Raw genomic sequence first — 26694 nt, forward strand, 5'->3', positions numbered from 1 at the left:
CATACGTTGAAGGAAAACAGTGTTTTTTGCAACGTCGAAAAACTTTGACACTACCTGTATCTTTATAGAGACGCTGTAAAAGGCCTGTTTCACTTGCTCCCAAGGTGCTGGCGAACCAGTCCCTCGAAGAGATCAACGCCGAGCGAGATAAGGGTATCAGGAAAATCATATTGCGGATGGTGCAACCCTGGTATTTCTTCACCAGCACCGAGCGTGAACATGGCTGCATGGCACTCGCGGCCTAGTACACCGACATCTTCGGACCATCGGTGAGCGTGAGAAAGTTCGACACAATCACGCCCCAATTGTGCAGCCACTTCGCGAATCACGGCATTTGCCTGCGGCGAATTCCAGGTCGCCTCGAAGGTATCGCACCAGTCGACATCAATGCCTAGCCGGTCTTCTTCTGCTTCGCTACGCGCAAGAAAAACGGCTGCTTCAGCGAGCGCTTTCATCATGTCATTGCTTTCGGTGCGCAGCGTTGCCATTACCTCGGCGTCCCCGGGAGATGTGCCAAACGCTACCTCTCCGAGACGCGCATGTATCAATGTGACCATCGCCAGCCCAGTTTCATCTGCAAACTGAAGCGGTAATCGTGACAACCCTTGCATGATTCGGCACATGGCCATCGCAGGACTGCGACCATTTTCAGGATGTGCTGCATGGGCACACAAACCGGAAAGTCGCACGATCATCCCTCGCGAGGCGCAAGTAAAGGCCTCGTCACGCACACTGACCTCCCCAAGAGGACGTCCAGGCAAGTTATGGCAGGAATAGAGATAATCTGGCTTTATGGACTGAAATGCGCTGGTTCGCACCACTGCTCGCGCGCCCTCACCGGTTTCTTCTGCAGGCTGGAATAACAACACCACCTCACCCTGTGCGACGGGTGACTCAGCGAGGCGCTGTGCTACCCCCAGCAACCAGCTCATGTGTCCATCGTGGCCACACAGGTGCCCCACGTGCGGATGACATGACGACCAGTCCCCTCGCGGCACCTCATCAATGGGCAGGGCATCAAGTTCACAGCGCAGCATGATACGAGGGCCAGGCAAGACGCCGCGAAAGATAGCCGCCAGACCATGCCCACCAAGCCCGGTGACCACTTCAGCACCTGCCTCTTTCATCCAGCCAGCAATACAGGCCGCTGTCGCGGCTTCGTGGCCTGAAAGCTCCGGAGCGCGATGCAGTGCGTGACGCAGTTCAACCAGCGGAGTCCCCAGCAGAGGGAGTGTTATGTTCATGATCGCCTCACAATGGTCAACAAGAGCGCACAAGGATTAGCCTCACACCACTAGACGGCCCTGCCCAAGTCAGCAGGTACCACCGGCCGGTTGCGGCCCAGATAGTGCTGATGCCAAACATCCATATTCTCAAGCACACGATCAGCGGCCTGTTGAAGCGCCTCAGTGAGCGCTTCCTCAACGGCGATACGCTCGCGGTCCTCGGCAAGACGCTCACGCGGACTCAGTGCCTTGCGAGCTGAATGAGTGTGCAGGTGCGCCACACGGCCATGCAGAATGCCGAAGGCAGACAACACTTCATCCTCGGCAAGCGTTGTATCGAGAATTTCGACCAGTACCTTGCAGCGAAGCCCCCCCTCGACCAGATCAACCTGCCCTGCTTGCATGGCACGTGCGATTGTCTCGAGACTCTCCAGGCAATTGGCCCGCGCTCGCGTAAGCTCTTCCTCACGTAAAGCTTCACGCTCCTTGACCTTGCGACGCAGCTTGAGGGCATACACAGCAAGGCTCACGATGATGATGAGAGCGGTGACTATCAGAATGATGCTACTGATCAAGGACATGCCTTTCTCCTGCAGGAAACAAGTCACGAGTATAAGGATTGAATGCGTGACACCCAAGGTGCAGGCGCCTGACAGGTGATCAGGTAACAGGCAGCCGGCATGGTGACGTAGCGATATCGTGTCATGGCAAGCGCCAACATCAGCGTATGCTCGCCATCAATCCGTCTCATTCAGAACACTATCATTGGGCCTAAAAAAGCCCTGCATCACTATGGATACAGGGCTTTTTTACAACACAAGGCCTCTATCAACGCCCCTTCATCAATGCCTCAAAACTGGCCTTGAGCTTAAGGTTCTGCGCCTGATGAGAGTAGCTTTTCGCCAGTGTTGCCAGAGTGTTTCCCAGCGCTTGGGTATCACTCTCCAGCAAATGCGAACAGCGCACGGCCCATTGTTCAGGGGTGGATTCAGCTCCCATCACCAACGAGGGATGCTCGTGCAATAGCTCTGCAGAACCGACCCGTGCATTCAACAGTACCGGTGTACCACAGGCCATCGCTTCCAGTGCAACACGGCCAAACTCTTCGATATGCGCCGGTAGCACGAAGAGATCCAACGCACCGTAGAGCGTCTCGACCTCAGGAATGGTCGAGCGCCACTGTATACGCCCCTCCACGCCGGCTTCACGCGCTTGCTGCTGATAAGGGGCTGCATCGTCCTTGCCGACGACCAGGAAGCGGTAGCGGCTCGGTGAGGCCTGCTCCATCAGTGCTGCCATGGCCACGAAGAGTGTCACGTTACGCTTGATGAAATTACCGGATGAGACCAGTCCAATCAGCCGTTCATCATCGCCGACCCCGAGCGCCTGACGTTGAGCATCGCGCCCGACACGTGCCCGCTCAGGCGTGAATTGCTCTGGGTCATAACCGGGATAGCTGATCTCGATCTTGTCGCGGGCAATACCGTAGCGACTGATCAGATCTTCACCCATCATGCGTGAGTTGACCGCTATCTGACGGAACTTGCCACCCTTGAGCACATGATCATGTATCGCCGCGACCTCATGATCGTCTGGCAGCTCGCGACCGTATATGCACTGCGAGGCCAGATGCACGCAATTGTGCAGATAGACCGTATCCGGACTTTCGCAATCACCATGACTGATCAACAGATTCGGCGTATTGCGTTTGGCCCACGCCTGTACACGCCGATTGAACCAGAAACGTCGAAACGCTCCTTTCAGCGGCCAGCGCCAAAGGCGCACCAGATCAGCGCCGTGCTGTCCCGCCAGCTCCGACTTGCCGCGCTCGGCGAGAATCACGACACGATAGCCCAAAGCACGCAGGGCATCGGCCTGCTCAAACGCATTGCGACTGGCGCCAGTATTCTTCTCGACCTGACGAATGGCGATAGCCGCAAGCTTGCCGGCTCCAGACTGCCCCTCGTTCACGAGGCCTCCTGCGCGGCGACCATGGAATCGCCACGCCCGACGGCGTAATACATCAGGCCCGCAGCTTTCATCGCTGCCGGTTCAAACAGATTACGGCCATCGACAACCACCGGGAAGCCGAGCTGGGCCTTGAGCCACATGCCGTCCAGCGTGCGGAATTCTTTCCACTCGGTACAGATCACCAATGCATCTGCCCCCTTGACGGCCTGAACGTTGTCAGCCACCAACACCAAATCATCGCGCTCACCGTAGATACGACGGCACTCTTTCATCGCCTCTGGATCATAGGCCTGCACCGTGGCACCTGCAGCCCACAGCGCTTCCATCAGCGTGCGACTTGGCGCATCACGCATATCATCGGTATTTGGCTTGAAAGCGAGGCCCCAGACGGCGATGGTCTTGCCGGCGAGATCGCCATCGAAGGCCCGCGAGAGCTTCTCGAACAGCGTAACCTTCTGACGCTTGTTGACGGCTTCGACCGCTTGCAGCAACTCGGCGTTGTAACCGACCTGGCTCGCGGTACGTGCCAGCGCCTGCACATCTTTCGGGAAGCAGGAGCCGCCATAACCACATCCGGGATAGATGAAGTGATAACCGATACGCGGGTCACTGCCGATACCGCGTCGTACCTCTTCGATATCTGCCCCGAGACGCTCAGCCAGATTGGAAATCTCGTTCATGAAGCTGATCTTGGTCGCCAGCATCGCGTTGGCAGCATACTTCGTCAGCTCTGCAGCACGCACATCCATGAACATCAGCTTTTCATGATTGCGGTTGTAGGGGGCATAGCATTCACGCATGCGCTCGCGCACGGCTTCGGAGTCAGTACCGACGACGATACGTGCACCGCGCGTGAAGTCTTCAAGTGCCGCACCTTCCTTGAGGAATTCCGGGTTGGAGCAGACATCAAAATCGTGCATCGCACCACGTTCGTTCAGCACCTCGGCGACACGGGCAGTGACGCGGTCGGCAGTGCCGACGGGAACGGTCGACTTATCGATGATGACCTTATAGCCATCCATGAACTCACCGATGGTGCCCGCAACTGCCAGCACGTACTTCAAATCCGCACTACCATCCTCATCCGGCGGCGTACCGACAGCGATGAACTGCAAGGTGCCATGCTCGACCGCCTGACGGGCATCAGTCGTGAAGTTAAGTCGCCCCGCCTCGACATTGCGCAACACCATGCTCTCGAGGCCCGGCTCATAGATGGGTATCTCACCATGCTTGAGACCATCGATCTTGGCTTCATCCACATCCATGCAGATCACATCATGGCCAACATCGGCCAAACAGGTGCCAGTTACCAGGCCTACATAGCCTGTTCCGAAGACAGTGATGTTCATGTCATTCCTTGAGAGTTTCTGAGGGTAATGAAGGGGGTGACAGCATGATCGGTTCCGAGACTTTCGACGGCGTCAGGACAGCCCCGGGAACCTTGTCCGGCATAGCAAATCCGGAGTCTTCATCAGGCATGAAACCAGGATTTTCCAATAGTCGTGTCGTCGCCTGAACCGCCTCTTCCAGTTCTTCAGCCCCTGGCGCCAGCGGGCGAGAAAGATAATCGGACGGTAGACTCTCGAAGAAGTTCAAGCGGCCCAATTGATCCAGTACGGGATGATGTGCACGCGGGTGGTAACACGACGACCAAGGCGACAGGCAAGGCTTATTGCCCGAAAAATGTATGCCCATCCAATCGCTGGCGAGATAGGGAAGGTCAAAGCTGGCAAAGGGCTCGTCGGCATGACTGCGCAATCGTGTCATCTCACGTTCTGGATTAGGCCCTTGCCCTGCCTGCCACAGCCAAAGGGGGATACGGAATGGCGCCTGACTAGGACGATCGCCGCCATGCACGTAAGCATCGCTTAGCGGGTCATGCTCCAGGCCATGATCGGAGAGATAGAGCACGCCCGCCGGGCGTCCTTCCAGGCGCTGGAAGACGCCTTCCAGTACCTGATCGGTAAAGCGAATGCTGTCATCGTAAGCATCGGTCAGCGGCTTTGTGCTGTCTGGCGTCAGGAAATACCGTAACGCTTTTGGATACTGCAGACTCGCCGGTGGATGACTGCCATAGAGATGCAGCACAATCAGCTTGGGCCCCTTGACGTCACGCGCCAATGCCTCATCAAGCGCATCCAGCAGGCCATCGTCGTAATCACTCATGATGGTCTTCGCGACGTCTGCACGTTGAGCGATCGCGGTTATCCAAGTGTGCTCAGAGCTGATATCAAGCCCCTGCCGCGACAGCCATTCGGTATGAAATCCGGCTTGATTGGCGAGCGCAATCAGATTGGCATCCAGATAGCGCGGTGAGAACGTCCGTGGGTCCGTCAGGCTCGCCAACATCGGGACTGCCAAGACGGTCTGCGGGGCCGGTGCTATCGCCTTGTCGAACACGACCAGCTGGTCGCGACGCGCCTCAAGATTGGGTGTCGTCGAACGCGGATAACCATACAGGGACAGCTGATCACGCCGCTGAGATTCACCAATCACCAATACGAAAACTGCATCATCCGGCACTCGAGGACTGCGAGTCACCTTGCCGAAGTCGTAGTCATCCGCCATTAGTGCCTTGAAGCGCTCCTTTTCCCACCAGGCATGCGAAGTAGTCGCCAGATTCCAGCCCGGAGATACCGCCAGCATCGTGATGGGAAGTGGCACGCTGGCGCGTCCCCACTGCCAGCTGCCTGCCAGCAACATCAACATCCAGGCGAGGAAGGCAATACCACTGCGCCTGGCCAGCCGTGCCCGCGCAAGCCCCGCACCGTGGCGATTGGCCAGTGACAGCGCCAGCAGGAAGAAGCCCGGCGGCACGATAAGCGCCAACGGAAACTTGAATAGCATCGCCATTGACTCACTACGACTGGTGTCGAGTGAGCTCAGCGCAAACGCCAGTCCATAGCGTGAGTCATAATAGACCGCGCTGACCACGCTGGCTGACAGGTTAACGCCCAGCGCCGCCATCAATCCTAGCGTCGGCCAACGCCAACCACGACGATGCACGCCCGCCAGCAAGCATGGCCACAGCAGCAAGTTGCCGATCAGGATGAGGCCACCTTCCAGCAGACCGTGGTAGATCAGTGGCACCACACTCGCCAGTAACGACATCACGACAGTGGCGAGCAGACCACCCGCGACGCCTGCCTGAGGGCGAACGCCAAACAGTCCACGTCGCAGACACCTGAAAACGCGCTTCATTCGGCCATCGGTAGCATTTGCGCGACGGTCGCTATCAGTAGGCATGGAGCATCTCATCACATCTCATGGCTCAGCCCTCCAGCACTTTACGCCAGCGACCATCGGCCGCTCCGCAGGCGATGAAAAAGGGGTTCAGTAGTGTAGGCCGAGCGTTATAGCTCAATGTCTTAGGGTGGTGAGTCAGCAGTGACTCGGCTTCGAAGACCTGACCGCCGGCAGCTTCCAGCACAGCCTGAGCAGCCGCCGTGTCCCACTCACTGGTGGGAGCATAGCGTGGATAGAGGTCCGCATTACCCTCCGCGATACGGCAGAACTTCAGCGAGCTTCCGCAGCTGATGTCCTCCACCGGTGCCAATCGCTCAATCAATCCAGCGGTACGCTCATCAAGATGCGATTTGCTTGCCACGACACGCAGTACATCAGCAGCCGGGCTTACCTGTATCGCCACACGTCCCGCCTCATCCTCACGAAAAGCGCCCACACCCTCAAGTCCACTCCAGGTCACGCCAAGTACCGGCGCATCGACTACGCCCAGCACACTCCGGTGTCCTTTGATTAGCGCGACATTGACCGTGTATTCACCGCTGCCACTGACGAATTCACGCGTACCATCCAGCGGATCAACCAACCAGAACAGCGGCCATTCATGCCGTGCGGCAATCTCATCCTTGTCACTCTCCTCGGAGAGTACTGGCAACTCTGGCGTCAGTTCAGCAAGTCCCGCGACCAGCAGATGATGCGCCGCCATATCAGCCGCAGTGACAGGACTATTATCAGACTTGTACTGCGTTTCCAGATCACCACCTTGAGTGACGGCAAGAATGGCACGACCGGCCTCGCGGCAAAGGCGTTCGACGTCCCCAAGCAGTACCAGGTCGATGGGCTGATCGAGCGATAGGACGGGCTGTGTCATGACAAATCTCGCTGCGGATCAAAGGGGATACTCATTAGACTTCTGTGGCATATAGTACGCAAAAGCGGCCGCGGGTGCTGCCCGCGACCGCTCTACACACGGTGAATATGACTGCCGTCAGCCTGTTACGATTTGCGATAACCGTTAGGATTATTTGACTGCCAGCGCCAACTATCGGCCATCATGCGGTCCAGTCCCAACTCTGCCTTCCAGTTAAGCTCATTGAAGGCCTTGTCAGGCTTCGCCCAGCATTCGGCGATATCACCGGGACGGCGCGGCGCGATGCGATAGGCCACCGGGCGACCGCTCGCCTTCTCGAAGGCCTTGACCATCTCCAGCACACTGTAGCCGGTACCGGTACCCAGATTGTAGGTATGCACCCCATCACGCGCATCACCGGCCAGGTAATCCAACGCTTTGAGGTGTCCATCAGCCAGATCAACGACATGGATGTAATCGCGCACGCCTGTGCCGTCCGGGGTCGGATAGTCATCACCGAACACGGCCAGCTCTTCCAGACGACCCACTGCGACCTGGCTGATGTAGGGCACCAGATTGTTGGGGATACCGTTGGGATCTTCACCGATGGTACCGGAGTCATGCGCACCAACCGGATTGAAGTAGCGCAGCAGGGCGATGCGCCAGCTGCCATCGGCAATCGCCAGATCGCGCAGCATTTCCTCAACCATCAGCTTGGAACGACCGTAGGGGTTGGTGGCGGATGTCGGGAAGTCTTCACGAATCGGCGTAGAAGCCGGGTCGCCATACACCGTGGCAGAAGACGAGAACACGATACGCTTGACGCCAGCACGTGCCATCGCGGCACACAGCACCAACGTGCCGGTGACGTTGTTGTCGTAATAAGCCAATGGCTTGGCAACACTCTCACCGACCGCCTTGAGGCCAGCAAAGTGCACTACTGCCTCGATATCATGACGCTCGAACAGACTATCCAGCAGCGCACCATTGCGAATATCACCCTCAACGAAAGGCACCTCACGGCCTGCCAGCGTCGCTACTCGCGCCAGCGACGCCTCACTGGCATTGGAAAGGTTGTCCAGCACCAACACCTGATGGCCAGCCTCCATGAGTGCCAGTACTGTATGGGACCCGATATAGCCTGCACCACCCGTGACCAGAATCATCAATCTTCTTCCTTGTGCTGAATTACGCTCATGAGCCGAACACCATGCCCAGTGTCGGCCCTCATCATGGCTGCTAACCCTACCTTTCGCCTCACGGCCTCACAAGTCCACAAGGGCCGACAGCGTCTGTCGCCAGACAGCAACCGAATTCAGACACAGTCATGTTGCGTCATCGCACTACACCTGCGTGAAGCGTTACGGTTGCGCGGCGTCAATATTTCGGCATTCTACATGGTCGAAAGACAGAACATTAGGTAGTGGGTGCCGGCCCAATACTGCGACAATAGCGCCGATTCCCCGACCGGCAGCGCCTGCCTGCACCTCGTGTCGGACGGATGCAAATCCCATTGTCTCACTACAACACCAACACAACACATCGCCATCACCTACCATGACCTATACAAACAACATGACAAGGAAGCCTGATATTGCCCGGCTTCTCTGGAGTCGACATGTCTGAGCACTCTGTAGATCACGCCAACGATCCATCACCCACACCTCCGCAGACGCCCCTGGCCGCACGTATCGGGCTTTACCTGGGGCCACTGTTCCTGCTGCTGACCTGGCTGACCCCTCCTCCGGGCGGGATGCCTGACACTGCCTGGGTATGTGTCGGCCTGGCACTCTTGATGGCGACCTGGTGGGCAACGGAAGCATTGCCCATCCCTGTGACGTCACTACTGCCCATCGTGTTGGTACCGGCACTTGGCATCAGTGATATCAAGAGCACCACGGCTGCCTATGCCAACCCGACCATCTATCTGTTCCTCGGTGGCTTCCTGCTGGGTATCGCCATGCAGCGCTGGGACCTGCACCGTCGCGTGGCTCTGCATACCTTGAAACTGGCGGGACACTCACCGCGTCGTCAGATCGCAGGCTTCATGATCGCCACCGGCTTCATCAGCATGTGGGTATCCAATACCGCTACCAGCATCATGATGCTGCCGATCGGCATGTCGGTGGTCAGTCTGATGTCCAGCGGTCAGGACGAGCGTGATAGCGGAGATCCGGAACTCAAGCGCTACGCCGCCGCCCTGCTGCTGGCGATCGCCTACTCAGCCAGTCTCGGGGGTATCGCCACGCTGATCGGCACACCGCCCAATGCATTGCTGGCAGGCTACCTGGCCAGTGATCAAGGCATCCAGATCGGTTTCGCCCAGTGGATGGTGGTCGGTCTGCCGATCGCGATCACCATGTGTGTCGTCACCTGGTGGTGGCTAACGCGCACGCCCTTCACCTTCAAGGCAAACAAGGACAGCGGCGAGATGATCGCGCGTGAACTTGGCGCCCTGGGCACGATGAGCAGCGCAGAAAAACGCGTCGGTATCGCCTTCCTCGCCGCAGCGCTGCTATGGATGTTCCGTCCGCTGATCAACCAGGTGGGCCTTGAGTGGCTGTCGGATACCGGCATCGCGATGGCCATTGGCGTGGCGCTGTTCGCCATTCCTTCCGGCACCTCGCGCGGGCGTCGACTGCTGGTGTGGGAAGATGCACGTGATCTGCCCTGGGGTGTACTGCTGCTGTTCGGCGGTGGCCTGGCCCTGGCGGGTGTCATCAAGAGCTCTGGTCTGGCGGAGTGGATCGCCGCGCAGCTCTCGGTCTTCAGCATACTGCCGATCATCGGACTGGTAGGCATCGTCGTGCTGGTCATCATCTTCCTGACCGAAGTGACCTCCAACACTGCTACCGCTGCGGCTTTCCTGCCACTGCTCGGCGCATTGGCACTGTCGTTGGATATCGACCCGCTGCTGATTACCGTACCGGCCGCCATCGCCGCGAGCTGTGCCTTCATGATGCCAGTGGCTACACCACCCAATGCCATCGTGTTCGCCACCGGACATCTGAAGATTCAGACCATGATGAGTGCAGGTTTCTTCCTGAACCTGGCAGGTACCGTGATCGTCACGCTGATGGCGTACGGTTTGATCGTGGCCTTCTGGATGTAAGCGGTCGTCTCGCTGCATATCTCGTTGCATGAATGACAGAAACGACAACGCCGGACCCATGTGGGTCCGGCGTTGTCGTTTCCGGGAGATCAGGATCCGATGCTGAGACTGAATCAGGAGCACGCTCAGACACCGTGCTCACTGACTCAGTAGAAGCTCAGGAAGCCCTTGATGATCAGAGAGTTGGCGATATCGATCAGGAACCCACCCACCACCGGTACAATGATGAAGGCAAGGCGCGAGGGGCCATGATGCTGGGTGACCGCCTGCATGTTGGCGATCGCCGTCGGCGTGGCGCCCATGCCAAAACCGCAGTTACCCGCGACAAGTACCGCAGCATCGTAGTTCTTGCCCATCAGGCGGAAAGTCACCTGCGTGGTGTAGACGAAGACCAGCACCACCTGTACCAGCAGGATGGCCAGAATCGGCAGTGCCAGATTGGCCAGATCCCACAGCTTCAGTGTCATCAATGCCAGCGCGAGGAAGACGGATAGACAGATGTTGCCCAGGACGTCGACCGCATGGCTATTGAGATGCTTGTCACCGAAGGCACGCACTACGTTGCCGATCACGATACAGCTGAACAGCACCCACACGAAGGTCGGTAGCTCAACAGCAGTGCCGGCTGCAAGATTCTGCAACTGCTGACCGCAGACCACGCCCAACAGCAGCATGAAGAGCGTCTTCAGCGCAGTGGAGGTAGTGAGCGGATGCTGGACTTCGCTCTCGTCGTATTCAGACTCGCTGGTCTGGGCGTTGATGTCCTGGCCTTCACGCTTCATGCGCTTGATCAGGTAACGCGCCGTCGGACCACCGATCAGTGAACCGAATACCAGACCGAAGGTCGCGCAGGCCATCGCGACTTCCATGGCACCATCGATACCGTACTGCTCCGAGAAGACATTGGCCCATGCGGCACCGGTACCGTGACCACCCGACATGGTGATGGAACCGCCCAGCAGACCCAGAACCGGATCAAGACCAAACAGGCTGGCGACCGCTACACCAAGCAGGTTCTGCAGGATAAGCAAACCGATCACGAGCACGAGGAACAAAACGAGTTTACTGCCTCCGGCACGGATCATGCGAATGTCCGCAGACAGCCCCACGGATCCGAAGAACAGCAACATGAAGGGTGTCTGAAGCCCTCCGAAGAATTGAAATTCGTAACCCAGGCCACGCAGGCTGGTCACGATGACAGTGGCAATGAGACCGCCGACAACAGGTTCGGGGATGTTGAATTCTCGCAGCACGCGTACGCGCTCGACAATGAGATGACCGACGACAAGGACAAGTGCCGCCAGCAGCAGGGTGGTGATTGCATCAAGTTGGATCATGCGATACCGATGAGTGATTGTGGGTTGTTATAGCGGACCTCTTGAACGAGAGGTGCACTGGCGATACCCGATCAGAAGAAGGATTGGGACGCATCCATTATCTCTCCAATCAGGAAAATTACCCTTGCACCGCTTGGAATTGTTGTGTTCTCGAATCCGGTCTGCCACCAGATCGTTATCATTATGCGGGTGCTGCGATGATACGCAGGGTTTACACCGGTGCAAGGGCGGATGTTGAACAGCCAGACAGCTTCCGACAAAAGTCTATACCACCCCTGCTCGGAGGGCGTTCTTGTTTCGCACCTGAAAACAGGCCACATCCCCCGCCACAACTGACGTCAAGGCCGCTCACCTGCACCATGAAACGCAACACCCCCACTCGAGAGAGCGGGGGTGTTGTAGGCGCCTTCAGCACGTATTTCACAGACATCGTGTGACGGATGTCGCAATGAGCGTCAGGTTTCGTACATCTCGTGGTGCATCACCTGAATCATCATAGGAACTCATCACTCGAATACAGCACAAGAAAGCAGTGTGCAGATTCGTTATACGGCGACGGGCGTCGCTTCTTCAGCACGCTCGGCTTCACTGCGCGCACTGCTTTCCAGGCCACGATTGATCGCCGAGAGCACTGCCTTGAGCGATGCGCTGACAGTATCACCGTCTTCGGCCATGCCACAGACGCGCTTGCCATCCAGATTCAACATCACAAAAGCGACCGCGACGGCATCACTACCCTCACCGAGCGCATGTTCACCGTAATCCACCACGCTGACGGTGGACCCGGTGTGGCGCTGCCACGCATCCATGAATGCCGAGATGGCACCATTGCCCTCGCCTGCCAGTGAAATCTGTTCACCGTCGGCATTGAACAATGTCGCGGTCAGCTGCTCAGCGCCATCACGATCCAGACGATAGCCCTTGAGGTTCAATGGTGCCTCGCGCTTGAAGCTGGCATCGAGAATATCGCGAATCTGCTGACTCGAAAGCTCACCACTGACCTGCTCAGTGGCCTTCTGAACGTGCGGTGCCAGTTCAAGGCTCATCCAGCGTGGCAGACTGATGCCATGATCACGTTCGAGCAGGAAGGCCATACCGCCCTTGCCGGACTGACTATTGACGCGAATCACCGCCTGGAAGTCACGACCCAGATCCTGCGGATCAATCGGCAAGTAAGCGACCTGCCACGGCTCATCCGGTTGCTGCTTCTTGAGGCACTTGCGAATCGCATCCTGATGGCTGCCGGAGAAGGCGGTATAGACCAGCTCACCGACCCAGGGATGACGCGGATGCACCGGGAGATTGGTGCATTCGGTATAGACCTGGATGATCTCGTCCGGGTTGGAGAGATCCAGCTGCGGATCGATGCCCTGGCTATAGAGATTCATCGCCAGCGTGATGAGATCCATGTTGCCAGTACGCTCGCCATTGCCCAGCAGCGTGCCTTCGATGCGGTCCGCTCCGGCAAGCAAGCCCAACTCGGCTGCCGCCGCTGCGCCACCTCGGTCGTTGTGGGTATGCAGAGAAATGATCGCGCAGTCACGACGCGAGAGGTGCTTGATGAAGTACTCGACCTGATCAGCAAAATGATTGGCCGGACCCACCTCTACCGTGGCAGGCAGGTTGAGGATGCAGCGATTTTCCGGCGTCGGCTGCCAGACATCCATCACCGCATCGCACACCTCGACGGCATAATCCATCTCGGTGGAGGTAAAGCTCTCCGGTGAGTACTGGAACACCCAACGCGTCTCGGGATAGCGTGCCGCATATTCCTTGACCAGTCGCGCGCCGTCTACTGCAATGGCCTTGATACCATCTCGATCCATCTCGAATACGCGCTCACGCTGCACGGTAGAGGTGGAGTTATAGACATGGACGACAGCGTCACGTGCACCGATCAGCGACTCGTAAGTCCGCGCGATGAGGTGCTCACGCGCCTGCACCAACACCTGGATGCTGACACCTTCCGGCACCTGATCTTCTTCGATCAACCAGCGCACGAAATCGAAGTCCAGCTGACTGGCGGACGGGAAGCCCACTTCGATTTCCTTCAGGCCGATCTTGACCAGCAACTTCCACATCAGCTTCTTCTGCTCGACCGTCATCGGCTCCAGCAGTGCCTGATTGCCATCGCGCAAATCGACACTGGCCCATAGCGGTGCCTGAGTCACTGTGCGCGACGGCCACTGGCGGTCGGTCAGTGCCACAGGTGTCACTGGGCGATATTTGGTGTGGTCGAACGCAGCACTTGGCGTGGATGCAGCAGTCATGATCGTATCCTTGGCGGTCTGGTCGCGGGAACAAGATAGCGTCTTGGCACCTGATTATGGTGATTCGATGGCACCTTTCGCGCTCAGCAGTGTCCCAATCGGGGCGCCTGAGTGAATGTAAATAACGAGGGCCTTATGGGTCCCGTATGTGAAAGCTTGCCGTTAGCGTCGCAGGCAAGCAAGTCAGAATACATCGGGACCGAACCGCTCGGTTGCTTCAAGCCACGGCGCCGGATCACGGCCGCCATCAGCGGACAAGACAGAAATGACGGGATGGCCGCACTATTCATGTCAGCAAGGCCATTTCGATCAGAAGTACCCTGCTTTACCGCTATTACCGGACGAAAGAGGCGTGTGGCCAGCGCCGGTAGCTTACATTGCCTAGTGACCGAAAGGGGTCGCCATGCAGTGATTACAGTATATGCCGCATATCAGGGCGGACGATTGCGAAAATCACATGACATCGCCATCTAAACAGCAGATTATTTCACCATTCATATATTTACCGCCAATGGATTGCGAAAATGAGCCAGAACATCACTTTCCCTACACTGGATCGCTTTGATCGTCGCATCCTGGATGAGCTCCAGCACTCAGGACGTATTAGCAACCAGGAGCTTGCCGAGCGCATTGGTCTCTCACCGTCACCCTGCCTGCGCCGCGTACGTGCCTTGGAAGAAAGCGGCATGATCATGGGCTACCGTGCTCAGATCGATGCTCGCAAGTTGGGCTTGAGCCTGATGGCCCTGCTGCATATCTCGATGGATCGACACACACCGGAGCGTTTCGCCAACTTCGAAAACACGATCGCCAACCTGCCACAGGTAATGGAGTGCTTGCTGATCACTGGCCAGGAAGCTGACTACCAGCTCAAGGTGGTCGTGAAGGACATGGATGACTACCACGATCTGCTACTCAAGCAGATTACGCGTATCGAAGGCGTCACCGGTGTGCATTCAAGCTTCGTGCTGCGTCAGGTCATTGATCATCAGCGCGTACCGACGACGTCCTGAGCATTCACCCGATTGTTTGCCAGCTAGCTGACAGGTTCATAACGACAACGCCTCACCGGGGCCCGGTGAGGCGTTGTCGTTTATCAGCGCTACTGATGATTATCGCTCAGACTGAAGATCTTCACAGATAGCCTTCAGGAGTCTCGAGAAGACGTCAGTATCACTCGCCACCTATCACGCCACGGCGAATCTGATCTTCCTCGATGGACTCGAACAACGCCTTGAAATTGCCTTCGCCGAAGCCGTCGTTACCCTTGCGCTGAATGATCTCGAAAAAGATCGGCCCGATCACCGTCTCAGTGAAAATCTGCAGCAATACACCTTCTCCTGGCGCACCATCTACCAGCAAGCTGAGCGCTTTGAGGTCTTCGACCTTCTCCTCATGATTCGGCACCCGCGCATCAATCTTCTCGTAATAGGTCGCCGGCGTCGTCAGGAATGTCACGCCATTGGCCTTGAGCGCCTTCACGGTAGCGTAGATATCATCAGTCGCCATCGCTAGATGCTGGATGCCTTCACCCTTGTACTCACGGATGAATTCAGCGATCTGTGAATTGTCATCAGCGGATTCATTGATGGGGATATGCATCTTGCCGCACGGCGCTGTCATGGCGCGTGAAAACAGGCCTGTCATCTTGCCTTCTATGTCGAAGTAACGGATTTCGCGGAAGTTGGCAATGCTGGAGTAGAAACCGGCCCAGACGTCCATCTGGCCACGGCCGACATTATGGGTCAGATGATCCAACGTATGCAGGCCGACGCTGTTGCTATTGGGCACTGCACCCTCAATGGCAACGAAATCAGTCTCATAAATCGACTGCTCACGATTGTGATCTACAAAATAAAGGACCGATCCACCGATACCTTCCACCGCAGGAATACCCACTTCACCAGGCCCGACCGGATGCACCACACTGCGCGCACCGTGGGCCAAGGCATAGCGCTGCGCCTGTTCGGCATCCGTGACTCTCCACGCCATTGCACAGGCGCTGGGGCCATGCACGGCAGCAAAAGCTGCGGCGGGGGAATCAGGCTCAGCGTTCAGCACCACGTTGATACCCTGCTGCTGGAATAGGAAAACCTGCTTGGAGCGATGGCGACGCACCTCGGTAAATCCGAGCTGGTTGAACAAGGCGCGCAGCCCTTCGATGCCTGCAGCATCTGGTGCCGTAAACTCGACGAATTCGAAGCCGTCAGTGCCGATGGGATTATGCTGTTCGATGCGGGCCGGTGCATTCATGACAGGCGCTCCAAGTGTCAGGCTGCCGAGGCATGAGCCGGCAGAGGATGAAGAGAAAGGCACAATGGTGGCAAGTGAGTCATCAACGAAGCCAGCAAGACGGCTATCGCGTCAGTCGTCAGATCAGGCGTGGTCGCTGACGGCTCTACTTGTGCTAAATCACTGCCCCTAATCTAGGCCTTGCCAGTCGCCCTGCCCATGCCCGCCAGCCAGTACTCTCTCGTCCCTCACACGCTTTACGACTCGACACATGTAACGAAAACCTGCCAGCGAGAAAAGCCAGTATGCTGGGGTCATTACAGCGGTGCAGCAGCATGACACTGCGTCAACCTTTCTTTACAGCCTCTCTTGCTGTCACATCCACCTGATCGACGAACTCGCCTTGGTTACCATATCATCTGTCACTCTAGATCAGCCGTGTAACCAGGCACCGCTTCCCAGCTGCCAAGCGACCCACAGTAGAATCGTCGCAATGAAGGCCTCGATGACCTGCCAGGCACGTCGACTGGTAAGGCGCGGCGCTAACCATCCAGCGCCGGCAACCAGACCAAAGAACCAAGCCATCGACGCCAGACTAGCCCCGATAATGAAACCACTGGGCGAGGGCTGCTGCGCCCCGATAGCTCCGAGCATCACCAGCGTATCCAGATAGACTTGAGGGTTGAGCAACGTGATGGCAAACGTTGTCGCGACCACCTTGCCCAGGCTTGCCTTGAGCCCACTGCTCACCGTTAGCCGGCCACCGGTGCGCATGCGCCCTATCGCCTTGCTCGCCTGCCACAGCAGGAAGGCGACCCCACCCCAGCGTGCCGCACTCATCAGTAGCGGGGACTGTTGAATGAGTGTGCCCAACCCCAGTACACCCACCACGATCAACAGCCAATCACACAACGCACAGATACTTGCGACCCACCACTGGTGCTCACGCTTGAGACCCTGGCCTAGTACAAAGGCATTCTGAGCACCGATGGCAATAATCAATCCCGCACCGACGCCAGCCCCATTGAAAAATGACAACCACATGTTCTGCCCCTTTCTGACGCCTCTGATGAGGTGATATGCATGATGTTTAGCTTCAGGGTGCGTTATCGACTCTTTGCCTTCCCCATCTACGGTGTGCCGCCACACGACTTGCCAATCTTTGTTCCGTCCACTCACGATGTGCCACACGTAACTCCTTCATGCAGCCAGAGGCAGAGTACGCTAGGATGTTTCTATCAAGGAAATTGATTCAGGGAATGACTCATAAGGATTTCTGATGCTCGATTACAAACTGCTGGAAGCACTGGCGGCAGTCATCGACCAGGCTGGGTTTGAACGTGGCGCACGCGCGCTCGGGTTGACCCAATCGGCGGTCTCGCAACGCATCAAGCTTCTGGAAGCACGACTGGGGCAACCAGTGTTGGTGCGCACTCCCCGCCTAGGGCCGACACCACTAGGGCGACGACTGTTGAATCATGTTCAGCAGGTTCGTCTGCTGGAGCACGATCTCCTCGATCAGATCCCCGCGCTTGGCGAGAGCGAGCAACGCCTGCGCATCGCCATCAACGCAGATTCGCTGGCCACCTGGTGGCCAGAAATCACCGGTAGATTCTGTCAGGAGCGCGATCTTCTGCTGGATATGCTGGTGGAGGATCAGGAGGTCGCGCTCAAGCGCATGCGCGATGGCGAAGTCGCCGGTTGTATTTGCGCCACCCCGCGTCCTGTTCAGGGCGCACGCTCCCATCCACTCGGCAGCATGCGTTATCGCGCACTGGCCAGTCCGGATTTCGTACGGCGATACCTGATGCCCGAGAAGGTGCCATCTCCAGACAGCAAGACAACGAGTAGACAGGAGAGCAAGACGCTCTCTCAGCAAGAAAACACTGCACTTGAGATACCCGAAAGCTTGTCCCACGAAGCACTGCGCCGCATGCCGGCCATCGTTTTCGGCCGTGATGACAGGCTGCAACATCGCCTGCTCTCCAGCATGGGCTTTGACGAGCCCTTCCCCCATCATCTGTGTCCGTCATCAGAAGGCTTCGTACGCTTGGCATCAAGCGGTATGGGATACGGCATGATTCCCGAGCAACAGGCCCGTTATCTGCTGGAGAGCGGCGCGCTGATCGACATTGCGCCGAATCATGCGCTCGAGGTTCCGCTTTATTGGCATCACTGGCGACATGGTGGCCAAACGCTGGAACGGTTGACCGATCACCTTCTGCGCCACTGCCAGTCATTGCTACTGCCTATGCCGGAGCAAGACCCACCCCGCCCCGGCACACTCTAGCAGCAACGATTCCACTCACATTTACATTCACGCGCTAGCACTAGCCAGGCCGGGTGACTTTCAACCGGCCTGCTGCTCGCGCACGAGCTGTGCGAGGAAGCGATCACAGGCCGCCAGCTGCGTCAGCTCGATATACTCGTTAGCCTGGTGGGCGACACCAATCGAGCCCGGCCCACAGACCACCGTCGGCCAGCCTTCGCTTTGAAACTGGCCCGCTTCCGTGGTGTAGGTCACCGCTTCACTGGTACGCGTATCGCCCAGCAATCGCTGACAGAGGCGAATGGCGGGGTCACGATCACCATGGCCAAGCGATGGCACTGTCTCGACCGTGCGCTCACTGTGGATCCCTACCTGCGGCGCTCGCTCACGATACGGCGCTACCAGCCGCTCAGCATAGCCGTCGATCTCCGCCAGCATCGCCTCGACATCCTCTCCCGGCAGATGGCGTAACTCCCAGTCGAAGATACACTCGCCCGCCGTGATATTGACCGCCGTCCCCCCTTCGATACGCCCGACATGCAAGCTGGCATGCGGTACATCGAAGCGCTCGTCAAGATGCCCGCAATCGATACGCGCCTGCATGCGGTCTTCGATGAAAGTCACCATGCGCGCCGCCAGATGAATCGCGCTGACGCCCTGATAGACCTGACTGGAATGCGACGGCTTGCCCGTCACCGTGGTACGCAAATCCGTGATGCCCTTATGGGCGTCGACGATTGCCATCATGGTCGGCTCACCGACCAGCACCGCCGCCGGGCGCGGCAGGCGATCACGCAGGCGAGCGATCATGCGCGGCGCGCCCAGACAGCCGATTTCTTCATCGTAGGAAAAAGCGAAGATGACAGGTTTCATCAGCTTGCCTTCATGCTGAGCGCCGACCAACGCTGGCACCGCTGCCATGCAGCAGGCAATGAAGCCCTTCATGTCAGCAGAGCCACGCCCATACAGTCGGCCATCGGACTCGCGCAGCGTGAACGGGTCACTGTCCCAGGCCTGTCCTTCCACCGGCACCACATCCGTATGTCCAGAGAGCACCACGCCGCCCTCGACCTCAGGTCCAATCACCGCCAGCAGGTTGGCCTTATCGCCGCCGTCGTTGTGAATGACTTCCGCACTCACACCGGCCACTTCCAGTGCATCACGCAGGCAATGGATCAGCGCCAGGTTCGACTCGCGTGACACGGTATTGAAGCTTACGAGGTGCGAAAGCCAGCAATGGCTATCAGGCCAGTCGGAAAAATCGGCCTGACGCGGCATCTGAAACGCTGGCGCTACACTGGCTGCTGTCATGAGAGCCTTCCTGTAGTGGTCTGATCAGGTGAGCGCCGCTGCTGAGAAACGACGTCGTATGCACATCGGTATAACGCAGCACATGACGGGCAGCAAGAGGCTACCGTCATCAGACGACACATCAGCATACAAACAAAAACCCCGCCAATCGGCGGGGCTTGAGACTTGGATGCTGGCATGTCTCACGACATCCGAACGAGAACGTCAGGCAGCGCGGCCGTTACGCACCATGGAGTGCGGATCAATGACAAACTTCTTGGCAGCACCACCATCGAAATCAGCGTAACCCTGCGGGGCTTCTTCCAGACTGATGACCTGCACATTAACGGCATCCGCGATGTTGACGCGCCCGAACAGAATCGCCTGCATCAGCGGGCGGTGATACTTCATCACCGGACACTGGCCAGTATGTAGCGAGTGCGACTTGGCCCAACCGAGCCCGAAGCGCATGGAAAGTGCACCGACCTTGGCAGCCTCATCCTCGGCACCCGGGTCTTCGGTGACATAAAGGCCCGGGATGCCGATCTGACCGCCCGCGCGCGTCAGTGCCATCGCCGAGTTCAGGACGGTCGCCGGTTGCTCGCGTCCGTGGTCGCAACCACAGCCGTGGGCTTCAAAGCCGACACAGTCAACGAAGCAATCGACTTCGCGATCGCCCAGAATCACCTCGACCTTGTCTTCCATCGAGCCTTCCTGACGCAGGTCGATGGTTTCGCAACCGAAGCTCTCGGCTTGCTTGAGACGCTCAGGAATCATGTCACCTACGATGACACAGGCGGCACCGAGCAGTTGCGCGGAGACGGCAGCCGCCAGTCCGACCGGCCCGGCTCCCGCGATATACACCGTGGAGCCAGGGCCCACACCTGCCGTCACACAGCCATGAAAGCCCGTCGGGAAGATGTCGGAGAGCAGTGTCAGGTCACGAATCTTGTCCATCGCCTGATCCGCATCGGGGAACTTGAGCAGATTGAAATCGGCATATGGCACCATGACGTAATCCGTCTGGCCACCCGTCCAGCCGCCCATGTCGACATAGCCGTAAGCCGCACCGGGACGCGCTGGATTGACGTTGAGACAGATGCCGGTCTTGCCTTCCTTGCAGCTGCGGCAGCGGCCACAGGCAATATTGAACGGCACTGAGACGATGTCACCAACCTTGATGAATTCCACATCGCGTCCAGCCTCGACCACAAGCCCAGTGATCTCGTGCCCCAGCACCAGTCCTTCGGGTGCTGTCGTCCGGCCACGCACCATGTGCTGGTCACTACCGCAGATGTTGGTCGAGACAACCTTGAGGATGACGCCGTGCTCACACTTGCGATTTCCCAGTGCGAGTGTCGGATAATCCAGTGACTCGACACTGACCTTTCCGCCGCCCTGATAGACGACTCCACGATTGGCATTGGCTGACATGTCATGCTCCTGACTGGCGTAGATGGCGGTGCTGCGTGCATGGCGCTTGAGACACCGAGCGCATGGAATCCGACTACCGGTATGGCGTCCGGTAGAGAGGAATGCTCGCAGCGTAGGCCGGTGAGCATTCGCAGGCAGTCCAGATAAGGCATCGACATGTCTATTCAAGACATCTCACGACCAAAGTGGCAGGCCAGGCTCCGCTCCGTCACGTACCTCCTATAGCAAGGCAAGCTAGCTCAACAGACAGGACATATGGATAACCACGTCACATCACCTCCCACCTGTTGCCGCCAACAGACAGCGCACGTCGATGCATCTCGACACTTGAAGCCCCTTCCAATGCCCCAAGGTTCACTATCATGGCAACAAGTTGTCACGAAGTTCACTGTGCTGCTGTGCTGTCCAGCCAACCTCTTGAGCTACGACTCACGGGCAGCCAGAGATCAATTACCTCAAGGAGAGATCATGACCATGACTTCCACTGCAGTGCGTACGACTTTCATGACGCTGGCCATTGCGGGCTCCGCCTTCATTGCTGGGTGCGGTAATACCAGCGTGATCGAGAAACAGGACACCCGCTACGAGGTCAGTGCTGTCGATGAGAGCCGTGACGATGCGCTTGCTCAGGTCAAGGAGCGCGCCCTAGAGGTCTGCGAAGAGCAGGATCGCGACAAATATGACGTGATTGATTCCCGCGTGTTTGGCCCGGAAGATGCCACTGCCAAGACTGCCGACGGCAACCGTCAACTGGAAGGTGGCACCGTCAATGAAGACACCGAAATGGCCGCAGCCACCCACGAAGGCGAAGGCTACAAGGTCGTATGGACCGTGCGCTGCCGTTAAGCGCTCCAGGTAGCATCGATGTACGGAAAACCCCATGAAAAAGCCGCCCACTGGGCGGCTTTTTCATGGGCGAAATCTATTATGGTTTAGCGTAGAAGCGTGCTGCTCCCCAACATCACTGATGACTTCTCCTGCTCTTGAGCAATGTCGATTCCTACCTTTCACGTCACGCAGCGCAACACCCGGCGCAACGATCTGTTGCGATGGATTATTGATATTATCCCGCCATATCAGGCATCGCTTGTCTATGCTGGGAGCAATACTTCGGCCGCGGCCATCTTCTAACACGCCTATATAACAACAAACACCACGACGGCCCTGCATGCCTGTCTGTGACAAGACATACCAGACACATGTTGGCTGCCACATGCCATGACGAACCATCAGGACACCCTTTGCGCTCGCGCGCCGTCAAGGAGGCTACCCATGACCATCGAGCAACGCCTGGCCCCTACCGCTTTGCCTGACACCCGACACCGACAGGTGGCTGAACGCCTGTTGGAAGGCTCCGGAGTCAGGCTCAATGGTGATCGCCCCTGGGACATATGCGTCCGCCACCCGGATCTTTTCCGACGTATCCTGAGCCAAGGCAGTCTGGGCCTGGGAGATGCCTACATGGAAGGCTGGTGGGATTGTGAGCAGATCGACGAGATGATCCATCGCCTACTCAAACATGGCCTCGGATCACGTGCGCACACCTTCAGCGAGCGTATTGCCTATCGTCTTCAGGCGGGAGTCATCAACCTCCAGAGTCGGCGTCGTGCGGGGGTCGTCGGCAAGGTGCATTACGACTTCGGCAACGACCTCTTCACTCGTATGCTGGATTCAACCCTCTGCTACAGCTGCGGCTACTGGAAGGATTTGGCGACCACACCTGACAACCTTCAGCAGGCCCAGGAAGCCAAGCTCGATCTGGCCTGCCGCAAGCTCGGACTGGCACCCGGCATGCGCGTGCTGGATATCGGTTGTGGCTGGGGGAGCTTCGCCGCCTACGCCGCGCGTCACTATGGGGTGGAAGTCGTCGGCATTACCATCTCCGCCGAGCAGGCGGCACTTGCGCAGGAATACTGCAGTGGCCTGCCCGTGAGCATTCTGCTCAAGGACTATCGTGATGAGGACTTCCGCCGCGAGGTGGGCACCTTCGATGCCATCGTCTCCATCGGCATGTTCGAACACGTCGGCCACAAGAACTACGCCACCTATTTCACCCATGCCGCGCGCCTATTGCGTCCCGGTGGCCGCTTCGTGTTGCACACCATCGGCTCCAACCAGAGCGATATCTCAGCCGACCCATGGGTCAACCGCTACATCTTCCCCAATGGCGTTCTACCCAGCGCCAGTCAGCTTATCCGCGCCAGCGAAGACCATCTGATCATGGAAGACTGGCACAACTTCGGCGCCGACTATGATCCGACGCTGATGGCCTGGCGGGCGAATCTCGATACGCACTGGCATGCACTGGCCGACACCTACTCACCACGTGATAAGCGCATGTTCGAATATTATCTCGGCGCCTGTGCCGGCGCCTTCCGGGCACGACAGCTCCAGCTATGGCAGGTGGTGTTTACCCATGGCAATCCGGGGCGCTACGACGCACCCCGCTGACGGCTTGGTGCTAGCTGACGGCTCAGTTGCCACGCCATCTTCGCGGTGAGGCGCGACTGGTGACGCTTGTCATCGATGCTGCAGGGGCAAAGCATTCCCTTCCGCTGGATTTCAGGGTCGAGCAATCATCAGGCGTGTCGAGGCGAAACGATTGAGCAGCTGATGCATCAGATAGATCGCCATCAGCGAGCAGACCACGGCGAACACGACAGAACTGGTGCGATACAGGGCGCTATAGACAAGATCCGAGGTGGGCGACAGATATTGGCCGAACAAAATGGCCAGGGTCGTGATCGCCCCGAAGCCCGCCCCAGAGACACCCCCTTCATGCATATGGTGACGCGCGAAATACATCAGACTCACCCACAAACCTGTCGCGACAAACCCCAGCACGTCGAAGTGCGTCAGCAACACAAACTGGATCAACAATCCGACGTTGCAGCCCACCAACGTCCCGAAGGCACGCTTGAGCGCAGCATTGCCGGCGCCGTGCCAATTGAGCGGAAACAGTACCAGGATTGACGCCACCTGTGCTGACAGTGAGCCCTTGAGATCAAAGCTCTGGAACACGAGAAACGAGAGTGTCGCCACACTGGTGGCCAGGATGACTTCGTGACGCTGATTGGTCAGCGGCTTGTCCATCGGCGGGCGAAAAGCGCGGGGGGCACGATCCGGGAACACGGTGTGCATCAGCATCGCGATCGCCAGAGTCGTGACACCCGCCATCAGATTGCTGGCAACCAGATCTCCGATATCGGTGGACGGGTAGCTGGCGAAGTTGAGCATCACCTGCATCATCACGATCGATATCGCCCCGAACAGGAACAGTGTCCCGCGAGTCATGCAGGTGAATAACGCGGCCAGCATTCCGATCACGACGATCAGCATCGCGCCGGGGTGATCCCCCAGCACTCCGTGCACGACCAATATGAACACACATGGCAGCAGCGTACTGGCGATGAATTGCCAGACGATACGTGCATTGAGTACCGGCCCCAGCCCCAGTAGCAGAATGGGGCTGACGCAGAAGAAGGTACCGTAATTCCAGTTCATCAACTTGCAGAGCATGAAACCCAGCACACCGCCAAAGGCGATGCGCAGACACTGCTGAAGATCATTGTCCGTCAGGACAAGATGCGGTGACAGTTCGATGGCCGAGCCGAATCGACGTCGCTTTGGAGCAACCGCCACGCCATCATCGTAGACATTGTCAGGCATGGGTCACCTCAATAGATGTAATGCACGAGGCTTGCCAGATGCACCTGAGCATGGCCAAGCCAGGCAGCCAGACCGCTGACGGGATAGAGCTGCACGGTGGCCCGCGCGCCCGTAGACAACGTATTCAGCAGCGCGTGCTCATCCTCGTTCAGTGCCAGATGGACACGCATGCGTTGGGCGTCGCGCACCCAGCGGTCCGTGGCAACTGGAGCTGCCAGATTGCCATCGGGCGACTGTTGACCGTCGAACACCCCGGCATCGGCGCTCAATAGCAACGCCTCATGCACCTCACCAGGGCGTGCATCGAACACGATGCTGGCTGGCTGACCGGCTTGCGTCAGCGACAGTGACTTCTCACGGAAGTCTGCCACCACATCGGCACGGTCAGCGACCAGGGCCACCAGCGGCTGTCCAGCGGTCGCATAACTACCAGGGCTCAGCTGCAGGTTGGTGACCCAGCCACTTTCCTTCGCCCGCACCACGGTATAGGACAGATCCAATCTGGCCTGTTCCAGTGCATTTTGCGCCTGGCGCAGGCGAAGGTTGTCATCGCCAGACAGTCCACGCTGTACCAGCAACGCATTGACCTTGGCCTTGTCGACTGCCAGCTGTGCCTTGGCTGAATCACGTTCGGCACGTGTCTGATCATATTTCTGGCGCGAGATGCTGTGTTGCTTGATCAACGTCTCCGCACGACTCATCTCTATTCCCAGCTCATGAGCCGTCGCCTGACTCGCCGCGACGGTCGCCCTCGCGGCAGCCACGGAAGCATCCAGCTGTTCGTTATCCTGTCCACTTGAAACCAGCGACAATTCGGCCTTGCTGACCGACAGCTCATAACGGCGAGAGTCGATGCGAAACAAGACCTCCCCCGCCTCAACGTGCTGATTGTTGTAGACCCGCACTTCCTCGACCCGACCGCTGACCTGCGGAGCGACACTGATCACCGGGTGCATGACGCGGGCCTGAGGCGTGAGCGGCATCCAAAGGTCAGCACACAGGAAGTAGACGAAGCACACGGCAAAGATGGCGAGAGCACGATGCACCCAACGTTTGAAGCGCTGATCCGCTGTCATGCTTCGTCAATCCCTGCCAGACCCGATTTATCGTTCGTCAGGGCAGAGGACGTCGGGCAGCCCGACTCGCTCGCAGCGTCAGCCTGCAGGCGACAGATACTCTGTCGCGCGTTGGCTTCAAGGGCCAGCAACATCTCGGCAAACTGATCAAGTGATGCGTCGTCGAAACCGATATACAGCTCGCTACGCACTCGCAATATGCGCTCGGACAGCTGCTGAAGGCAGGCATGGCCCGCATCGGTGAACCACAGGCAGCGAGCACGCTTGTCAACGGAATGCGTACTGCGGCAAATCAACTGCTGAGCCTCCAGCTGCTTGAGTGTGCGCGTCAGCGAGGGCATTTCGATACTCAGCTCATCGGCCAGCATCTGCTGAGTACAGCCCTCACCGAGTTTCTCCAGCTGCATCATCACTGTCCAGCGCGCCTCGGTCATGCCCAGCGTGTGCACGGCGGTGGTAATGGCCGTTCGCCACAGACGATGAACACGCCCTACCTGCCCTCCCAATGAGGGCTTGAGCGTTTCGTGCAGGGGCTGAGCAACAGATTGAGATTCGACAACAGCCACCGGTGAATTTTCGTGCATGACCATCCTCTCGGCATCAGGCGCTCGTGCCACCTATCCGAGAGGGGTCACGAGCGCCTGATTTATAGTTTAGCGTGCTAACAATGAGAGGAATAATACCCTTTATTAGCGGGCAAAACAATTGACGGCTA

Annotated in this window: 21 protein-coding genes; 5 read left to right on the forward strand and 16 right to left on the reverse strand. The window is 58.0% G+C overall.

Translation table 11 applies throughout. The features are described from left to right. Window positions 1-89 precede the first annotated feature (89 nt). The 7 genes from GQR90_RS12365 to galE all read right to left on the reverse strand — a co-directional run bounded on the left by GQR90_RS12365 (window position 90) and on the right by galE (window position 8459). Window positions 90-1244 (reverse strand): amidohydrolase, encoded by a 1155-nt coding sequence (locus GQR90_RS12365; RefSeq protein WP_158774379.1) that lies wholly within the window; start codon window positions 1242-1244, stop codon window positions 90-92. A 50-nt stretch (window positions 1245-1294) separates the two neighbouring features. Further along, the gene (locus tag GQR90_RS12370; protein WP_158774380.1) at window positions 1295-1807 is read right to left on the reverse strand and encodes a DUF2489 domain-containing protein; all 513 of its coding nucleotides are present in this window, start codon (window positions 1805-1807) and stop codon (window positions 1295-1297) included. A gap of 247 nt (window positions 1808-2054) precedes the next feature. After that, a complete protein-coding gene (locus GQR90_RS12375) occupies window positions 2055-3197 on the reverse strand; it encodes a glycosyltransferase family 4 protein (protein ID WP_158774381.1) in 1143 nt (380 codons plus the stop codon). Then, entirely contained in the window at window positions 3194-4546 is a 1353-nt protein-coding gene (locus GQR90_RS12380; RefSeq protein ID WP_158774382.1) for a UDP-glucose dehydrogenase family protein, read from the reverse strand. Before GQR90_RS12380 ends, GQR90_RS12375 begins: the two co-directional genes overlap by 4 nt. 1 nt (window position 4547) lies before the next feature. Beyond that, window positions 4548-6443 (reverse strand): phosphoethanolamine transferase, encoded by a 1896-nt coding sequence (locus tag GQR90_RS12385; RefSeq protein ID WP_158774383.1) that lies wholly within the window; start codon window positions 6441-6443, stop codon window positions 4548-4550. Between the two features lie 25 nt (window positions 6444-6468). Next, the gene (cysQ, locus tag GQR90_RS12390; RefSeq protein ID WP_158774384.1) at window positions 6469-7311 is read right to left on the reverse strand and encodes a 3'(2'),5'-bisphosphate nucleotidase CysQ; all 843 of its coding nucleotides are present in this window, start codon (window positions 7309-7311) and stop codon (window positions 6469-6471) included. 125 nt (window positions 7312-7436) lie between these two features. After that, a complete protein-coding gene (gene galE, locus GQR90_RS12395) occupies window positions 7437-8459 on the reverse strand; it encodes a UDP-glucose 4-epimerase GalE (RefSeq protein WP_158774385.1) in 1023 nt (340 codons plus the stop codon). Window positions 8460-8908: 449 nt separating this feature from the next. Here galE and GQR90_RS12400 point away from each other — a divergent pair, with 449 nt between their 5' ends. Beyond that, the gene (locus GQR90_RS12400) at window positions 8909-10402 is read left to right on the forward strand and encodes an SLC13 family permease (protein ID WP_158774386.1); all 1494 of its coding nucleotides are present in this window, start codon (window positions 8909-8911) and stop codon (window positions 10400-10402) included. 146 nt (window positions 10403-10548) lie between these two features. Here GQR90_RS12400 and gltS read toward each other — a convergent pair whose 3' ends face one another. Together gltS and GQR90_RS12410 are read right to left on the reverse strand one after the other, a co-directional pair. After that, window positions 10549-11739, reverse strand: a complete 1191-nt coding sequence (gltS, locus tag GQR90_RS12405) for a sodium/glutamate symporter (protein ID WP_158774387.1) — start codon at window positions 11737-11739, stop codon at window positions 10549-10551. A 545-nt stretch (window positions 11740-12284) separates the two neighbouring features. Then, window positions 12285-14009, reverse strand: a complete 1725-nt coding sequence (locus tag GQR90_RS12410; RefSeq protein ID WP_158774388.1) for a 2-isopropylmalate synthase — start codon at window positions 14007-14009, stop codon at window positions 12285-12287. Window positions 14010-14533: 524 nt separating this feature from the next. Between GQR90_RS12410 and GQR90_RS12415 the strand changes: the two genes are divergently transcribed. Continuing rightward, the gene (locus GQR90_RS12415) at window positions 14534-15022 is read left to right on the forward strand and encodes an Lrp/AsnC family transcriptional regulator (protein ID WP_158774389.1); all 489 of its coding nucleotides are present in this window, start codon (window positions 14534-14536) and stop codon (window positions 15020-15022) included. Window positions 15023-15182: 160 nt separating this feature from the next. Here the strand turns inward: GQR90_RS12415 and hppD are convergent, their stop codons facing one another. Next, the gene (hppD, locus tag GQR90_RS12420; protein ID WP_158774390.1) at window positions 15183-16262 is read right to left on the reverse strand and encodes a 4-hydroxyphenylpyruvate dioxygenase; all 1080 of its coding nucleotides are present in this window, start codon (window positions 16260-16262) and stop codon (window positions 15183-15185) included. Between the two features lie 411 nt (window positions 16263-16673). Continuing rightward, window positions 16674-17285 carry a LysE/ArgO family amino acid transporter gene (locus GQR90_RS12425; protein WP_158774391.1) on the reverse strand — a complete coding sequence of 204 codons (612 nt, stop codon included), beginning with the start codon at window positions 17283-17285 and terminating at the stop codon, window positions 16674-16676. Between the two features lie 235 nt (window positions 17286-17520). Between GQR90_RS12425 and GQR90_RS12430 the strand changes: the two genes are divergently transcribed. Next, window positions 17521-18531: a LysR family transcriptional regulator ArgP gene (locus tag GQR90_RS12430; protein ID WP_158774392.1), complete on the forward strand. Its 1011-nt coding sequence runs from the start codon at window positions 17521-17523 to the stop codon at window positions 18529-18531. Between the two features lie 60 nt (window positions 18532-18591). On the opposite strand, the gene argE is transcribed toward GQR90_RS12430, so the two are convergent. Beyond that, window positions 18592-19821, reverse strand: a complete 1230-nt coding sequence (argE, locus tag GQR90_RS12435; RefSeq protein WP_233266285.1) for an acetylornithine deacetylase — start codon at window positions 19819-19821, stop codon at window positions 18592-18594. 204 nt (window positions 19822-20025) lie between these two features. Then, window positions 20026-21234 (reverse strand): formaldehyde dehydrogenase, glutathione-independent, encoded by a 1209-nt coding sequence (fdhA, locus tag GQR90_RS12440; RefSeq protein ID WP_158774393.1) that lies wholly within the window; start codon window positions 21232-21234, stop codon window positions 20026-20028. Window positions 21235-21702: 468 nt separating this feature from the next. Here fdhA and GQR90_RS12445 point away from each other — a divergent pair, with 468 nt between their 5' ends. Both GQR90_RS12445 and cfa read left to right on the forward strand, forming a co-directional pair. Beyond that, window positions 21703-22080 carry a hypothetical protein gene (locus tag GQR90_RS12445; protein ID WP_158774394.1) on the forward strand — a complete coding sequence of 126 codons (378 nt, stop codon included), beginning with the start codon at window positions 21703-21705 and terminating at the stop codon, window positions 22078-22080. Window positions 22081-22506: 426 nt separating this feature from the next. Next, window positions 22507-23685, forward strand: a complete 1179-nt coding sequence (gene cfa, locus GQR90_RS12450; RefSeq protein WP_158774395.1) for a cyclopropane fatty acyl phospholipid synthase — start codon at window positions 22507-22509, stop codon at window positions 23683-23685. Between the two features lie 111 nt (window positions 23686-23796). Here the strand turns inward: cfa and GQR90_RS12455 are convergent, their stop codons facing one another. From GQR90_RS12455 to GQR90_RS12465, 3 genes are read right to left on the reverse strand one after another with little or no spacing between them, the layout of a single operon-like run. Then, window positions 23797-24903: a DUF2955 domain-containing protein gene (locus GQR90_RS12455; protein WP_158774396.1), complete on the reverse strand. Its 1107-nt coding sequence runs from the start codon at window positions 24901-24903 to the stop codon at window positions 23797-23799. A gap of 8 nt (window positions 24904-24911) precedes the next feature. Continuing rightward, the gene (locus GQR90_RS12460; RefSeq protein WP_158774397.1) at window positions 24912-25979 is read right to left on the reverse strand and encodes an HlyD family secretion protein; all 1068 of its coding nucleotides are present in this window, start codon (window positions 25977-25979) and stop codon (window positions 24912-24914) included. Then, window positions 25976-26563 (reverse strand): MarR family winged helix-turn-helix transcriptional regulator, encoded by a 588-nt coding sequence (locus GQR90_RS12465; protein WP_158774398.1) that lies wholly within the window; start codon window positions 26561-26563, stop codon window positions 25976-25978. Before GQR90_RS12465 ends, GQR90_RS12460 begins: the two co-directional genes overlap by 4 nt. Window positions 26564-26694 lie beyond the last annotated feature (131 nt).

Origin of the sequence: Cobetia sp. L2A1 (assembly GCF_009796845.1) — a bacterium.
In the GTDB taxonomy this organism is placed as follows: Bacteria; Pseudomonadota; Gammaproteobacteria; order Pseudomonadales; family Halomonadaceae; genus Cobetia.